At 73.2% G+C, this 15592-nt stretch carries 10 protein-coding genes; 3 read left to right on the top strand and 7 right to left on the bottom strand.

Annotation, left to right across the window (positions count from 1 at the left end; all coding sequences use genetic code 11):
- Positions 1-153 precede the first annotated feature (153 nt).
- A complete protein-coding gene (locus V7E45_RS35060) occupies positions 154-2340 on the top strand; it encodes an ATP-binding SpoIIE family protein phosphatase (protein WP_333778302.1) in 2187 nt (728 codons plus the stop codon).
- Between the two features lie 7 nt (positions 2341-2347).
- Here V7E45_RS35060 and V7E45_RS35055 read toward each other — a convergent pair whose 3' ends face one another.
- Entirely contained in the window at positions 2348-4603 is a 2256-nt protein-coding gene (locus tag V7E45_RS35055) for an FUSC family protein (RefSeq protein WP_333778301.1), read from the bottom strand.
- 185 nt (positions 4604-4788) lie between these two features.
- On the opposite strand from V7E45_RS35055, the gene V7E45_RS35050 reads away from it, so the two are divergent.
- Entirely contained in the window at positions 4789-5433 is a 645-nt protein-coding gene (locus tag V7E45_RS35050; protein WP_333778300.1) for a LysE family translocator, read from the top strand.
- Between the two features lie 168 nt (positions 5434-5601).
- On the opposite strand, the gene V7E45_RS35045 is transcribed toward V7E45_RS35050, so the two are convergent.
- From V7E45_RS35045 to V7E45_RS35035, 3 genes are read right to left on the bottom strand one after another with little or no spacing between them, the layout of a single operon-like run.
- Positions 5602-6015, bottom strand: a complete 414-nt coding sequence (locus V7E45_RS35045) for an STAS domain-containing protein (protein WP_333778299.1) — start codon at positions 6013-6015, stop codon at positions 5602-5604.
- Entirely contained in the window at positions 6012-7103 is a 1092-nt protein-coding gene (locus tag V7E45_RS35040) for a cobalamin B12-binding domain-containing protein (protein ID WP_333778298.1), read from the bottom strand. Before V7E45_RS35040 ends, V7E45_RS35045 begins: the two co-directional genes overlap by 4 nt.
- Positions 7100-8764 (bottom strand): PP2C family protein-serine/threonine phosphatase, encoded by a 1665-nt coding sequence (locus V7E45_RS35035; RefSeq protein ID WP_443056327.1) that lies wholly within the window; start codon positions 8762-8764, stop codon positions 7100-7102. Before V7E45_RS35035 ends, V7E45_RS35040 begins: the two co-directional genes overlap by 4 nt.
- A gap of 365 nt (positions 8765-9129) precedes the next feature.
- On the opposite strand from V7E45_RS35035, the gene V7E45_RS35030 reads away from it, so the two are divergent.
- On the top strand, positions 9130-11802 hold the full coding sequence (locus tag V7E45_RS35030) for an ABC transporter substrate-binding protein (protein ID WP_333778297.1): 2673 nt from the start codon (positions 9130-9132) through the stop codon (positions 11800-11802).
- Positions 11803-11831: 29 nt separating this feature from the next.
- Here V7E45_RS35030 and V7E45_RS35025 read toward each other — a convergent pair whose 3' ends face one another.
- From V7E45_RS35025 to dacB, 3 genes are all read right to left on the bottom strand, one after another.
- The gene (locus V7E45_RS35025; RefSeq protein ID WP_333778296.1) at positions 11832-12719 is read right to left on the bottom strand and encodes an alpha/beta fold hydrolase; all 888 of its coding nucleotides are present in this window, start codon (positions 12717-12719) and stop codon (positions 11832-11834) included.
- Complete coding sequence (locus V7E45_RS35020; RefSeq protein WP_333778295.1) at positions 12719-13444, bottom strand: TetR/AcrR family transcriptional regulator; 726 nt, start codon at positions 13442-13444, stop codon at positions 12719-12721. Before V7E45_RS35020 ends, V7E45_RS35025 begins: the two co-directional genes overlap by 1 nt.
- A gap of 151 nt (positions 13445-13595) precedes the next feature.
- On the bottom strand, positions 13596-15053 hold the full coding sequence (gene dacB / locus V7E45_RS35015; RefSeq protein ID WP_333778294.1) for a D-alanyl-D-alanine carboxypeptidase/D-alanyl-D-alanine endopeptidase: 1458 nt from the start codon (positions 15051-15053) through the stop codon (positions 13596-13598).
- Positions 15054-15592 lie beyond the last annotated feature (539 nt).

Here is a 15592-nt window from a genome sequence, read left to right as displayed (position 1 = left end):
CCACCCCCCCCCGGGGGCGGCCCCGGGTCCCGCGGGGGCCCCGCCACGCGTGCCGGCCGGATGCGCCGATGGCATGCCGGAGAGAGCATGAAGAAACAGCACGCCACAACGCCTCACCCCTTTCCAGACGGGTGTCCGACGCGGGACATGGCCATGAACCAGACGGACACGTACAGCACCCTGCACCGCGACTACGCCCTCGCGGACGCGTTGCGGGAGATGATCGAGCAACTCGACGCCAACACGGGCCTGGTCTATCTGCTCACGGACGACGAGCGGACCCTGCGCACCGCGATCGGGGCCGGAGCCCAGCCGACGATCTTCACGATGCCGGAACAGGTGGACGTGGGCGATCCCTACGCCACGGCGGCCGCGTTCCGTACCGGGGAGATGACCATGGCCGGGTTCCCGACCCCCCACTCCCCCGACCTGAAGCTCGCCAGCCGTGTCCCGTTCCCGTACTCGGTGGTGTCCGTTCCCCTGGACACGGCAGGGGGGCGCATCGGTGTGGTCACCGTGATCTGGATCCCGCCACGCACCCGATTCCTGTACGCGCGGCAGGTGGCGTGGCTCATGAACAGGGTCATGAGCCTGGCCGGCGCGATGGACGCGCTGGCCGCCACGGGGGTCTCGATGCGGCCGGGCAACAAACCCGCCCTGCTGCCGGTGTACCGGCGCGGCGTCCCGCCGACGGGGAAGGCCAACCTCGGCTGGGGCCTGCCGGGTCTTCCCGGGTCGACCGAGGTCAGCTTCATGTACCAGGTCCACCAGCTGGCCGCCGAGCTGAACGAGGCGGCCAGCGTGAACGAGGTCATGGCCGTCACCCGCAAGCGGATCATGGCGCCCTTCGACGCCGGCTCGTTCCTCGTCAGCACCCTCAGGGACGGCAGGCTGTGGGTGGCCGGCCACAGCGGCTACCCCACGGTCGCCCTCAGACTGCTGCACGGCGCGGCGGCCGACCCGGGCCGCCCCGACGCCGACGCCCTGCTGAAGCACACCTCGCTGTTCTTCGAGGACCGCGCGACCCTGCTCGAGTCGTATCCCATCGCCGTCGAGGACGGTATGGAAGCGGCCGTGTTCCTGCCCATCGTCGTGAGCGGCCGCCCCCTCGGCGTGTGCACCCTCGGCTTCCACCGGCCACGGACCTTCAGCTCCCAGGAGCGCGCCGTGTCGATGATGATGATGGACCTCCTCGGGCCCGCCCTGGAACGGGCGAGCCTCGGGGAGAGCGCCCGCACCCTCGCCGAGAGCCTGCAGAAGAAGCTCCTGCCGCGGGACCTGGTCGAGGTTCCCGGCATGGTCACCACGGCACGCTACGTCCCCGCTCCCTCCACCGCGGGTCTCGGCGGCGACTGGTACGACATGGTGCCCCTGCCCGGCGGACGCATCGCCCTGGTCGTCGGCGACGTCGAGGGCCACAGCATCGAGAGCTCCGTGGTCATGGGCCAGCTCCGCAGCGCGGTCCGCGCCTACGCCACGGAGGGGCACTCCCCCGGCGCCGTCATGGTGCGGGCCAACCGGCTGCTGAACGAACTCGACACCGACCTCATGGCCACCTGCTGCCTGATCAACTTCGACATCAACAGCGGGCTCGCCGAGGCCGCGCTGGCCGGCCACCCGGGCCCGCTGCTGCGCACCCCCGACGGCTTCGTCCACTCGCCCCAGCTGCCTCCCAACGTCCCGCTCGGCGTCGAGTCCGAGGCCACGTACGGTGTCACGGAACTGACCGTCACCCCCGACACGCTGCTCATGCTCTACACCGACGGCATGACCGAGTCTCGCTCCCTCGACACCGCCCTGTGGGCGCGCACCCTGCTGAAGCCCGCGTCCGCGTCGCTGGAGAAGCTCGCCGACCACCTGCTCGAAGAGGCGACCACGCACGGGACGCACCGCGACGACGTCGCCCTCCTTCTCGCCCGTTACGAGGGGCCGCGCCCCGGTCCCAACCGGCGCATCACCCGCATGACGTTCCACCGGCACGACCTGCGGGCGGTGAAGGCGGCCCGCCAGTTCATCAGCGACAGCCTCCACACCTGGGGGATGGACCAGATGATCGACAGCTTCCAGCTCGTCACCTCGGAGATCGTCACCAACGCCCTCATCCACGCCGACAGCGACGTGGACCTGCGGCTGCGTGAATACCCCGACCACCTGCGCCTGGAAGTGCGCGACGCGGACCCCACCCCACCCGTCCCCGCGTCCATCACGCTCACCGAGGACACCAACGATCACGCCGAACACGGAAGGGGCCTGATCATCGTCGACAGCCTCTCCTCCGAGTGGGGCAACTCCCCCAGCGGGCGGGGCAAGACGGTCTGGGTGGACATGTACAACCAATGACGCCTGTTCAGTGGGGATCGCTGCCGGCCGGCGCCCCGCGCCCGGTGGTCGCCTCGTCGTGCCCGGGTTCGCCGCGCGCGATCCGGGTCAGATCGGTCATCAGTGAGTTCAGCCAGGACGCCGTCGCGTAGTACAGCCGGGTTGCGCCGGGCGGCTCCTCGGCGAAGGCCCCGGGGTTCGGGGCGATGCGCGGGACGGATGCGGCCGGGGTGTCGCCTCCGGGGTCCAGCGCGGCGGAGACCAGCAGCATGCGTCCGCACACGCGGTCGCCCAGCCTGCTCACGGAGTCGGCCGCCGCGGGCACCAGTCCGGCGAGCGGCGGCTCCAGCAGGCGCTGGGCACCCCACAGGGTGTGGTGGCCGGCGATCAGCGTCGCCTGCGAGTCCACCGCGGACCCGGTCACCCGCCCGCCCGTCGACCCGAAGGGCGCCGGTTCGCTCAGGAACTGCGCGTACGCGGATTCCGCGAGGATGACGGCGTGCTGCAGCGACCGGTGGCCGTGCACGCCGGGCGGCGCGGCCACCGCTCCGCCCTCCGCCACCGAGGCACTGGTCGCCACGACGATCTCGGCCGCCCTGCGCAGGAGTTCCGCCTCGGCGTTGCGCAGTTCGTCGTGGGCGCCCCGGGGCCAGGCCAGCATGCCGAAGACCGCGCCGATCGCGCTGCCGACCAGGACGTCGAGCAGCCGTACCTCCGCCAGACGCCAGGTCGGCGGCGCGAGCTGGGCGAAGACCAGGGCCACGAGCACGGTGAACATGCCCTGCGCCCAGCCGACCCCCTTGACCGGCCCCACGGTGAAGGCGAACAGCATCCACACCGGCAGTACGGCGGCGTAGACGACGGTGTCGGTCGCCACCAGGTCGAGGACCCCGGCGGTCAGCAGGGCCCCGGCGAGGGTGCCGGTGAGCGCCTTGCGGATGGTGCCCCAGGTCTCGTCCATGGTGGTCCGGGTGAGGGTGAGGGTCGCCAGGGTGGCCCAGAAGCCGTGGGGCAGCGTGTCCACGCCGGCCACGAGCCTGGCGGCGGCCAGGGCCAGGGCGATGCGCACCGCGTTCTGGAAGAACACCGACCGCCGCTCGGCATGGCCGCGCACCCGATGCCACCACAGGGACGGGGCCCGCTCCCTGGCGTACCAGAAGCGGCCGGGAGACTCCTCCGCCGGGGCCCGGCGGCCGTGCACCGCCAGATCCGCGGCGGTGCCCATGGCGAGCGCCGCGTCGGCGATCTCCAGGACGGCCGCGTGCCGGCGCAGTACGGCGGGCGGGAACACGGGCACCAGGGCGGTCCCGTCGGCGCTGTCGTCGGCCGGGCGTGCAGCGCAGGCCGGCGAAGCGGCGGTGGCGGAGACCGTGTCCCCGGACAGGGCCGCAAGGCGGGCCCGTGCCACGGCCAGTTCCTCGTACGCGGCCACGGGAGAGGGTCCCTGCCCCAGGCAGACCGCGGTCGCCCGGGCCAGCCGCGCCACCGCGTGCAGCACGGCGGTCGCCTCGGGGCCCGGGTGGTCGCCGGGCGGGGTGGGCAGTTGCGCCAGCCTGCTGAGCAGGGTGCGGGTGGCCAGGCCGGTGTGGGTCAGGGCGCGCTCGCGCACCCCGGGCCCGGCCGGCCGTTCCGCCTCCGGCACCACCATCAGCCGCAGGGTCCGGCCGGCGTCCCGGGCGGCCCGGTCGTCCGCGTCGTCCAGGGCGTACGGAGGCGCCGCGAGGAGCGCGGCGCAGTGCGCGGCGGTCCGGGCGGCCTCGGCGGCACGCTCCCGGTACGGCGGCGGTGCGGGCTCGGGGAGGATCAGTGCCTCGGCGGCGATGAACAGCACAAGCCCGGTGGTCGTCCCGAGCAGGCGGTCGCCGAGCGAGCCGGGATCGTAGGGCGGGAACGACGGCAGGATGTAGAGGAGTTGGAGGCCCGGTGTCGCGCCGGCCAGGCGGGGGCCGCCCACGGCGGCGAAGGTCAGCGCGAAGCCGACCAGCAGCATGCCGACGACGGCGCTCCAGGTCCGCACCGACAGGTAGGTGCCGATCACCACCACGGCCCAGCACACCGGTACCAGGCGCGCCGCCACCGCGGCCCGCTGGCGTCCGGTGCCGGGGATCTTGGAGAGGCCGCCCAGAGCCACCGCCGCGAAGAGGGCGTAGGTGGCGGAGACCGGGCGGTCGAGGCCGTAGCGGAAGAGGTAGAAGCCCGTCGCGGCCACGAGCGTCACGCGCAACGCCCGGCGGCCCGAGGCCGCGTAGGTCGCCCGGATCCGGCCGGCTGGGACACCCCGCACGCTTACAGGATCACGCAACCCCGGTCACCCGGCACCTTTCCGCGCCGGCCGGCTCCTGACCCTCCGGCCCCTTCCGGCATGCCCGCGCTGTCGCCCGATCGAGGACCGCCCCCTCCATCACGCCCCGAGGGGGACCGGCGTGTGCTTGTATGCACCCCTGGCCCGGTTCAGGAGGTGGCGGATCCATGGTGTCCTGGGAGAGCGTTCTCGCGTTCGCGGCACTGGCCCTGCTGGTGATCGCGGTCCCGGGGCCGAGTGTGCTGTTCGTGATCGGCAGGGCGCTGGCCCACGGCCGCCGCACCGCGCTCGCGACGGTCCTCGGCAACCTGCTCGGCTCCTACCTCCTGGTGATCGCCGTGGCGTGGGGCCTCGGCGCGCTCGTGGAGACCTCGGCGGTGGTGTTCACGGGCGTGAAGCTGGCCGGCGCGGTGTACCTCGTCCACCTCGGCGTCCACGCCTTCCGGCACCGCAAGGCCCTGCGCGTCACGGACGTCGAGGCCCCGGCGACGGAGCGGCGCGGCGATCTGCGCACGATCCTGGACGGGGTTCTCGTGGGAGCCACCAATCCCAAGGGCATCGTGTTCTTCGCGGCCGTGCTCCCGCAGTTCGTGAACCACTCGATGGGCCACGTCCCGCTCCAGATGATGCTGCTGGGGCTGGTTCCGGTCGCCATCGGCCTGATCACGGACACCGCGTGGGGCCTGGGCGCCTCGGCCGCGCGCTCCTGGTTCGCGCGCTCGGAGCGCCGGCTGTCGATGGTCGGCGGGGCGGGCGGCCTCGCGATGATCGGCCTGGGCGTGACCGTGGCGGCGACGGGCCGCGCCGACTGACCACCGGCGCGCGCGGCCGGCCGCCTCGCCGACGTACGCGCCGGGCGTATTCGACGGGGGGGGGGGGGGGGGGGGGGGGGGGGGGGGGGGGGGGCGGGGGGGGGGGGGGNCCCCCCCCCCCCCCCCCCCCCCCCCCCCCCCCCCCCCCCCCCCCCCCCCCGCCGCATGTCACGTGGCGCCGGCCCCGGTGATGCCGTCGTCCTCCTCCACCCCCGCCTGCTCGTCACGCGCGGCCTGCGTGCCGGGCGGCGGAGCGGTCAGGTGGTCCAGGACGTTGGTGATGTGGAGCATGCGCTCCAGGACGTTCGGGCGGTTGTCCAGGTGCAGGGTGGCGCCGAGGGCACTGGCACGGCGGTGGATCATCAGCAGCGCGGAGAGACCCGAGGAGTCGATCCAGGTCAGCTCGCTGAAATCCAGCCGTACGTCCCGCAGCGGCGCCTGCTCGGCCGTCAGGCGCCCGATGACCGCTTCGAGCAGATCGTCACTCGTGTCGTAGTCGAGTTCGCCCGCCACCCGCACGGTCAGGGTGGCGGGGGCGTGGTCGAAGCCGAGGGTGAACTCGCTGGGGGGCAAGGTCGTCATGCGTGGGTGCCGGGGCCGGGGACAGGACGGGTGGAGCGGTCGTGCAGCGCGGCGACTCCCAGTTTGACGAGGTTCACGCCGCGGGGGAAGTCTCGCAGTTCACCGGCCAGGACCTCCAGGCCGGTCACCAGGGAGTGGGCGGGGACCTTGCGGGCTTCGAGGATGTCCGCGGTCCAGGTGACGAACGTGGTGAAGATGTCGGGGTCGTCGACGTAGAGGGCCGTGGACAGGAAGTCCACGACGTGGGCGATGTCCTCCGCCGTGCGCTCGCGCTGGGCGTCGCTGTAGCCGCGCATGGCGGGGAAGCGGGCGTCCAGCTCGACCAGCGTCTGCTTGACCAGCTGGGGGCGGCTACGGACGACCATCGTGTACTCCTGGTCGGCCAGGTGGGGCAGGTCGTCCACGGCATGGCGGCCGGCCGAGGGGTCCGGCCGCCTGATGCCTTCTTCCAGCACGGCGACGGCGCCAAGGGCGTCGGCCGCCCACCGGTCGGCGCGCAGTGCCCGGGCATGGCGGCCGTCGGGGCCGAAGGCGCGGCCGCCCGCCAGGACGGGGACGCCCACGGCCTGGCAGGCGCTGATGGCGGCGTGGGCCGTCGGGAGGTGGGTCGGGAGGGACCCGGAGAGCAGGACGGCCTCGGGGTTGGTGTGGTGCAGGTGGGCGACGAGGTGCGGAGTGGGGGTCTGGGCACCGAGGAAGTCGACCCGCCAGCCCCGCAGCGACAGGACCTCGGCGACGAGCCGGGCGGGGAAGGCGTGCCACTCGCCGTCCACGCAGCTGACCGTGACGCGGCCCCGGTGCTGAGGCCGGCCTCGGCCGTCGCGGTGCCGTGCGTGGGCCAGGGACGCGATGACCCGCTCGTTTATGGCGGTGGCCGCGTGCTCCTGGGCCACGGTGATGCGGTCGGCGGCCCATTCGACGCCGATCCTCTCCTGCACGGGCGCGACGACCCCGAGGAGCAGCGTCTCCTCGTCCGCACCGTCGGTGCGGGCCTGGTGAACGATGTCGGCGGCCGTGTGTTCGTCGCCGTCCGCGACGGCCTGCCACAGCCTCTCCGCGAGATCGGCCGTCGCGGTGGGACGACTCACTTCTTCCTCCCGCTGTCCGGGCCGCTTCCGTTGACCACCGTCAACGGGCCGGACCTGGGAGCGCTGATGGCCACGGCGGCCATGTCGTCGTGCCGGCCCGAGCCCAGCCACTGGGCGGCCAGCATCTGCACCCGCTCCACGATCGCCTCCGCCGGCATGCCCGCGCATTCGGCCAGCGCCCTGTGCACGCGGTGCTGGCCGAAGAGTTCGTCGCCCAGCGGGCCGCCGCGGGCCTCGGTGATGCCGTCCGTGTAGAGCAGACAGGTCTCCCCGGGTGCGAGCACCGTCTCCACCGTCCGGGTGGTGACGGTCGGCAGCGCCCCGACGAGGGTTCCGTGGGTGGGTACCTCCTCGACCGTGCCGTCGGCCCGGACGATCAGCGGCGGCAGGTGCCCCGCACTGGTCAGCCGGAGCCGCGCGCGCCCGGCCCGGCGGCGTACGGAGGCCAGGACCAGGGTCGCGAAGCGGGTGTGGTGGGAGGTGAGCAGGGCACCGTTGAGCAGGCCGAGGACCCGCTCGTGGTCGTCGGCCAGCGGCAGCAGGGCGTGCAGCGTGTTGCGGATCTTGCCGGTCAGCACCGCCGCTTCCAGGCCCTTGCCCGCCACGTCGCCGAGGACGACGAGGGTCTCCACCGACGGGTCGGACCCGGGATGGACGTCGTAGAAGTCGCCGCCGATCCGCTCGTGGTCGTTCGAGGCGCGGTAGCTGCCGGCGTACTCGACGCCGTGCACGTGGTGCAGCGCTGGCGGCAGCAGCTCGCGCATGAGCGTGGCGGTGATGGTGGTCTGTTCGGTGTAGAGGCGGGCCGCGGAGAGGGCGGCGCCGGCCCGGGCCGCGAACAGGCGGGCGAAGATCTCCTCACCCTGGGTGAACGCCTGCTCGGTGCTGGAGCGCAGCAGGATCAGTGCGCCGGCGGGCACGCCGTGGCCGGGGAGCGGGGTGACGATCACCGAGCCGACGGGTCCGGCGAAGCCGTCCGGGACCACCCAGTCGGGGATGTCGGCGGGGTTGATCCAGCGCGCGGGCACGGGCGGGAAGCCCTGCAGCGCCTCGGCCAGGCCGGGCACGCCGGAGACGTCGACCTGCTTGGTGGTCTGGGTGACGGGCTCGCCGCGGCGCGCGTACGTCAGCGGGTGGCGCCGCCCCTGGGAGGGGGCGACGAGGATGGCGGCCTCGGCGAGGTGTTCCGCGGCCATGGATGCGGCCACCTCCATGCAGCGCTGGGCGTTGAGCGTGGACAGCAGGGCGCTGGAGACCTCGGAGAGGACCTCGGACCGCGTCCGCGCGTCGCTCAGCGCGGTCTCGGCCAGGTGCCGGTCGGTGTCGTCGACCAGCCACCACACGACGTCGCCGTCGATGCCGAGGGTGGGATGCGCCTCGAAGAAGCGGTCGCCGATGGGACCGGTCGACGGGCCGGCGGACACACCGCGCGAGCCGTCGGCGATCTCCTGGTGCGCACCCCGGAGCCAGGCGGGCACTCCCTCGTGCAGCCGGTCACCGCCGGCGACGTCGGGCAGGACGCGCCGGGCCGCCTCGTTGATCCGGACCAGACCGCCGTGCCGGTCCATGACCAGCACGGGGCAGGGCGCCTCGGTCCACGTCGCGCCGACCCTGAGGTCGGCATCGGGCGGACGGGCGGGGGAACCGCGGGAAACTGACACAAGCGGAGGCACGCGCCGTGCGCACCTCACCACCTCTCTGCCCTGGAAAACAGTTGTCCTCCAGCAACCGTCCCGCATCCACCCCCTCGGTCGCAAGCCGCCCGGGAAACACGCACGGGAGCGATACACCGGACGGTGCCCCGATTCGCCCGGGTGTTCGCCGGTCGATCTCACGGTCCACGGCTCCTCGTGACGCACCGCACCCGCTGGACTGACGTGCCGCATCACGGTTCCGGCATCCGCCGACCCCGAAGCGATCCGAATCACTCATTAGGCGGCAGTGACGGATATCGCGCGATTTCCCGTCCGTGCCGCATGGGATGTTGACCTCTCCCGTCTCCCCGGTCGTCCCCGAGAGGACACGCATGCCCGCTTCCCCTTCCGAACCGGCCGACTCCGTCCCGCGCTACCCCAGGTGGTCGGACCGTCTCATACGCCAGCTGGACACCTTCGCGGCGCACAGATCCGGGGCCGAGGCGGTACCGGCCCTGGTGCTCGTCAGGCGGGACGGCGGCGACACGCGCGCCCCGGCCTTCGTGATCCGTGAGTACAGACACCGGCTGTCACGGGACCGCGGGAGCCCGCGCTTCCAGGTGCCGCACGCCGTCGTCGACGATGCGGAGCTGACCGGCGGCTTCCTGGCGGCCATCGACCGCGTGGCACTGCGGTTCCAGCTCACCATGCCGTCCGGCCGGCTGCGGCTGCCGACCTTCCACACCTGCCGGACGGTGCTGGGCGCGGAGAGCGGCAGCGGCGACGTCCAAGCACAACAGCAGCCACTCGTCGAGGAGTTGTACGCGGCGCTGCTGGCCCGGCGGCAGACGCTGCGGGCCGGCGCCCGCCTCGCGGAGTTCCTGGGCCGGCACTTCCTGACCGGCTGGCTGCAGGGGCTCGTCGCCGCGCTGATCGTCGGCTTTCCCAAGCTGTGCTACCGGTTCCATCTGCGCCACTGGGGCCTGCGCTGGGTCGCGGAAGAGAGCGGCGCGGGCAGTTTCCTGGACGCCGCGCTCGGTTTCTGCCAGGACGGCGACGCGGACGCGGAGGACCCGCGCGTGCGCCGCATCCTGCTGCGCGCGCTGCTCACCGACCTGCGCCGGGCCACCCGCGGCAGAAGCTGGCTCAGCCACCTGTGGGCCAGGCGCCGCTGGTCGTTCGTCGTGCTCATCCCGGAGATCGACGACGTGGACGGCCCCGGCCGGGCGTTCCTCGACACGTTCGAAGAGCTGGCCGGCGACCGGTCGTCCCGGCCGCTGCTCGTCCTGGCCGCCTGCGCGGGCACCCCGCCGGACTACGCCGCCCCGCTGGGCGCCGAGCCCGAGAGGCCCAACGGCGTCGCCGACATGGTGTTCACCTTCCTCAAGGAGGGCAGCGCCGAACCCGTACGCCTGGTCACGCTGCCGGCCGAGGACGACACGGACGGCACGGCGCAGAAGAAGATCGGGGCGCACCCGGGGGTCAGCGCCCGCAGGGACCGCTTCGCGGACTGGCTGCGCCCGGCCGCACTGCCCGTCCTGGCCACGGCCACCGCCGGCATCGTCCTGGCACCGCACTACCTCTGGCCGGCCACGCCCGCCGCCCGGCCGGCACCGCCGTCGTGCGTCAGGGTCGGTACGGGTGAACGGGTGGGTGTCACCGACGGCACGCAGTGCGATCTCGCCGTACCGGGCAAGCCCGGGAAGGAACTGCGGGACCTGGAGCGCCAGGCCGCCGCGGAGAACGCCGGTGTCCCCGACGGTCGTTACCGCACGCTGGTCTTCCTGGCTCCCTTGAGCCTGCAGAACGGTGTGTACGACGACCCGCCGATCGGCCTGCAGATCCTGCGCGGGGTCATCGCCCAGCAGCACCGGCTCAACAACGAGGTCCGGCAGAACAAGATGCCGATCCGGCTGCTCATCGCCAACACCGGCCAGTACTTCCAGTACGGCTCCCACCACGCCGGGACGCCGAAGGCGCCGGACGTGACGAAGATGATCATCAGTCGGCAGCGGAAGGACCACATCGCCGCGGTCATCGGCATCACCCAGAGCCGCCCCGAGTCGCTGAACGCGGTGCGGGAACTCGACCAGGCCGGAATCCCGGTGATCGCCAACGGGGTGACCGGCAGCAACATGGTCGGCCCCGACTCACCACAGCGCTACTTCCAGATCTCGGCGCCCAACGCGCGGGTCGCGCCGGTCCTCGCCGACTTCATCGGCCACTCCCCGGCGGTCCGGGAACTCACCAGCAACAGCCCGCACGCCGTCGTCGTCTACGACCCCACCGACAGCTACTTCAGCACCGACCTGAAGAACCTGTTCGTCGCCGCCTACCGGGGACAAGGCGGCGTCGACGAGATCACCTACAGCGAGAAGCCCGGCGCGACGACTCCCGACAACATCGCCACCGACATCTGCAACCGGGTCGCGGCCACCCACGGCGTCGTCGTCTACCTCGGCCGGTCCGGAGTCCTGCCCAGCCTCCTCAACGCGATGCAGAACGCGGGCGGTCAGTGCCAGCCGCCGCGGGGCAGCACCATTCCGCTGATCGCGGAGAGCGCCCCCATCGACTTCCAGCTTCATCCCGTGCGCACCGCGCACGCCTACCCGTACATGACGCTCCTCTACGAGACGGCGAACGCGCCCACGCACTCCCGCGATCCCTACGCGCAGTTCACCCGGGAGTTCGCCGCCGTCTTCGGCCACCGCAGCGCCGACGCCGACGCCGCGGGCGGCTTCGACACCGTGGGCATCGTCACCAAGGTCATCGAGAATCTGCTGCCCGCGTCCCGCGACGTCCAGCCCAACGACATCTACCTCTGGCTCACCGCCCACGGCGTGGCCCAGTACCCGGGCGCGTCCGGGGTGCTCCGCCTGGACGGCAAGGACAAGTACCCGCCGGACAAGGCGGTCTTCATCCGCGAGATCGCCCAGCCGGACGGCACCACCTCGACGCCGCTCAGCTGTGGGCTCCTGCCCGACCGGCGGAACCCGGCCGAGTGGGGAACGCCACCCGACACCTTCCCCTGCCCGAGGGACGGCGCGGCGCCACCCGCCGGCTGAGGTCAGGGGCCGGCCCGAGCGCGCGCCGCTCAGGAGGTGCCGAGGAACCCTTCGAGCGCCTCGGCGACCTCGTCCGGGGCCTCGACCTGCGGATAGTGGCCGACGGCGGGTGGCCCGGCCAGTTCCGTGACCGTCGCGTGCGGCATGCGCTCCCTGATGCGCGGCAGCACATGGGCGCCGCTGATCGGGTCGGCGGGCCCCCACACGAACAGCGTGGGGCCCCGGTGTCCCTCCAGCGCCCGCACCCAGCGGTCGCCGTGCGTACGCCGCTCGTCGATGTAGCGCAGCAGCCGCGGCGCCAGCAGGTGGCCGCCGTCGCGGGAGACGCTCTCCCACAGGACGTGCAGGTCCTGGTCCGGTACGGCCCGGCCCAGGACCCGGCGCATGGAGGAACGGAAACCGCGCTCGGTGACGGCGCGGACGAGCAACGGCCCGAGCGGGCCGTGCAGGAGCCGCTGGACGGTGAGGGGACGGTGCAGATCGGGGTACAGGCCGCCGTTCAGCCAGGCCGTCCTGGTGATCCGGCCGGGGTCGCGCGCGAGCAGTTCCTGGGCGACGCTCACTCCGTAGTCGTGGGCGACGAGGGCGGTGTCGCCGACGGCGAGGCGGCGCCAGACGTCCTCCACCAGGTCGGCCTGTTCGAGCACGGAGTACCGGTGTCCGCGCGGTTTGTCGCTGTGCCCGAAACCGAGCAGGTCGAGGGTGATGACGCGGTGGCCTCGCGCCGCCAGCCGGGGCACGATCGGCGCCCAGTCGTGGGAGGAGGTGGGGAAGCCGTGCACGAGCGTCACCGGCGTACCGGCGGCGGGGCCGTCCTGGCGGACGAACAGCCTGTGCGCGCCCGTGCGCCCGTGGACGGTCGTCCGGTCTCCCCCGGCGGCCCAGTGCGCGCCGGAGGGCAGGGTGGTGCGGGACACTAGCGGCCCTCCCGGGTGCCGGCGATGCCGTCGAGGAGGCAGCGCAGACCGTAGTCGAACTCGTCGTCGCCGTCCGGGCCGCCGAGCAGCGCGGAGTGGGCCGTGACGAGCGGGTGCCTCCCGGCGGGCAGTGCGGCGAACAGGCCGGTCATGGCGGCGCGTTGTCCGGGCGTACGATCCGCTCCCCCGGTGTCCAGCACCACGGCGCCGACCACGTAGTGGGTGACGGTGAGGTAGATGCGCACCGCGCTCTCGGCCGGCCAGCCCGCCTCGGTCAGCAGTCGCAGCCCCTGTTCCCGTGCCAGGAGGGCGTTGGGGCCGAGGAGCCGGCCGCGGGTGAGCAGGGGGACGAGCGCACGGTGCGCGAGGAGCACGCGACGGTACTCCCGCGCCCCCGCCTCGGTACCGGCCCGCCAGTCCACGCCCGGTGCCGGCAGGGTGATCTCCCCCAGCATGTGGTCGACCAGCTCGACGAGCAGGGCCTCGCGGCTCGGCACATGACGGTAGAGGGAGGTGTGGCGGACGTTCAGCCGTTCTGCCACCGTCCGCATCGTCAGCGCGTCCAGTCCCTCCTCGTCGGCGACACGGAGGGCGGCCCGCATGATCGCCTCCAGCGAGAGCCCGTCGGGCCTGGACCGCCGACGGGCGCGGGCGGCGTAGCGGGCGGTCCACCAGGCGGGCGAGCCGACGTCCGGGGGCGGGTTCTCCTGGTCGTGCGTGGTCATCCGATCCGCCATCCGTCAGCTCATGTCCTGGATTGCCGGCCGCCGGGGAGTGAGCGCCCGCGTCCAGTGGACGCACTTTATGCGTCCACTGGACGCGTGACAAGGGCCGCGTAAGGAAGAGGACCGCCTGTCCGTCGGCAGGTGGGGAGCCTCAGGAGCCGGAGGGGCTCGCGCCGCGCGCGCCGTCCTGCTGGAGGAGGGCGCTGATCTGAGCGATGTCGGCGGCGATGGACAGGATCGCGTCGGCGGAAGCCGCCATGGCGTCGTTGAAGACGACGGCGAACAGCTGGTACCGGCCGCCCCCGACGTCGAGGTATCCGGCCATGGCGCGGGAGTTGACCAGTGCCTGGCCGGTGAGGCTGTTTCCGACCGCTCGGGTCCCGGTCTTCGCGAAGACCCTGCCCTTGGCGGGGCTGTCGGCACCGAAGAGGGCGAGGTCCCCGCTCGTGCCCAGGATCGGCAGCGCCTCCCGGAATCGCGCCGCCTGGGGTGTGGTCGTCCAGTACTTCAGCAGCGGCATGTAGGCGCGGGGCGTGAAGGCGTCGCCGGACACTCCGCCCTCGCCGTCGGCCTGCGATGCCTGGGCGGGATCGACGCCGGCCTTGGTGTTGAACGCGTTGACGGCGGGGAATCCGTCCTCGCAGTTCCTGCTGCCGCGCCGCACGGCGAGCATGCACACCTGCAGGTCGGCGCCCAGGTTGTGGCTGACCTTGAGGATCAGCGTCGCCTCCTGCGAGAAGGGCGCGGAGACCAGTTTCGCGACCGGGTCCCCCGTCGGGGTGCGGGCCGGGGGCGCGGGGGCGCGGCCGGTCGCCGGGGCGTCCACGGTGACGCCCGCGCGCTCCAGGGCCTCGATGAAGGCGGTGCGGGCGAAGGGCGCCGGGTCCGTGATCGGGGCGGTGACCAGCCACGGATCGGCGTCGGCCGCCAGTGTGCCGGTCACCTTGATGACACCGTTCGTGCCCGTGGCGGCCGTGATGGCGGTCGGCTTCCCCGCGGGGACGGTCCTGACGTCGTAGGAGACCGAGTTCCGGGCGGTCTGCGGGCGCCAGGTGAACGAGGCCTTCCGGCCGGGCCGCGTGGGCGTGCTCAGGATGTCGACGAGGTTGTCGTTGATGATGATCGGCGTCGGGTTCGTCGTGAGGTCCGGGTCCGGGGCGAAGAGGCGGTCCTCGACGCTCACGTCGCCTGTGACGTGCCGGATGCCCCGGGCACGCACCTGCTGAGCCAGGCTGTTCAGTCCGGCGAGGGGGTTCTCGGGGGTCAGGGTGGCGTGGCCGGGCAGGGCGTCGGCGTAGGTGTGGTCCACGGGCCGGTAATCGAGGGTGCCGTTCGGCTTGGTGCGGCCGCCCATCGTCAGATCGCCCGAGCCGACCAGCACCAGGCTGCCGTCCAGGGTGTCGCCGTGCACCTGGCCCTGTGCGTACACCGGCGTGGTGATGCGGTGGTCGCCGCCGAAGGCGTCCCAGGCGGTCGACACGGTGAACAGCTTGGTCGTCGAGCCGGGCACGAACAGTCGCTCCGGGTTCAGCGAGGTGAGCGTGCGCCCGCTGACCGGGTCGACCACCAGCAGGCCGAACTGTCCGTGTCGGTAGACGGGCTTGTCCATGATCTTCTGAATACGCGGGTCGATCCGTACCCCTCCCGTCTCCGCCGAGGCCCCGGTGCACGCGCCGGACAGCAGCGCGAGCGAGCACAGGCACAGCCATGCGGCCGTCGCGCGGCGCCACGTCGCACGCCGGGCGCGGCTCCGGACGTCTCCGGAGCGCCTCCCGGGTACGCACGCGCGACCGGCCCGCGCACCGGAGCCGTACGGGCCGCCGACCAGCCCGTGTCTCGCGTACTTCGCCATGCGCGGCCCTCCCTGTTCGCGGACGGGAGCGGCCGCCCGTCTCCGGGTAACCAGCGTCCTGGGGGTCGCGGCGGTGTGCGCGCCGGGCAACGCATACGGGTGCCCCGTGTCGGCGTCAGCGGTGTGGGGCAGGTCGCGGTCGGCTGCCGCGGTCGGCTTGCGCGGTTTCCAGCCCCCTGGCAGGCGAAACCAGGCGAAACCCGTAGCGATTGCCGATGCGGGCAGAGCCGGTGGGGGCGGAGGCCGGGGGAAGCACGGCGGAGGCCGGGGGAAGCACGGATGCGGAGGCACTCGGG

It is taken from the genome of Streptomyces sp. IBSBF 3136 (assembly GCF_036815105.1).
Classification (GTDB): Bacteria; Actinomycetota; Actinomycetes; order Streptomycetales; family Streptomycetaceae; genus Streptomyces.
Note: the sequence above shows the minus strand (reverse complement) of the source record. Positions and strands in the feature narration are given on the sequence as shown.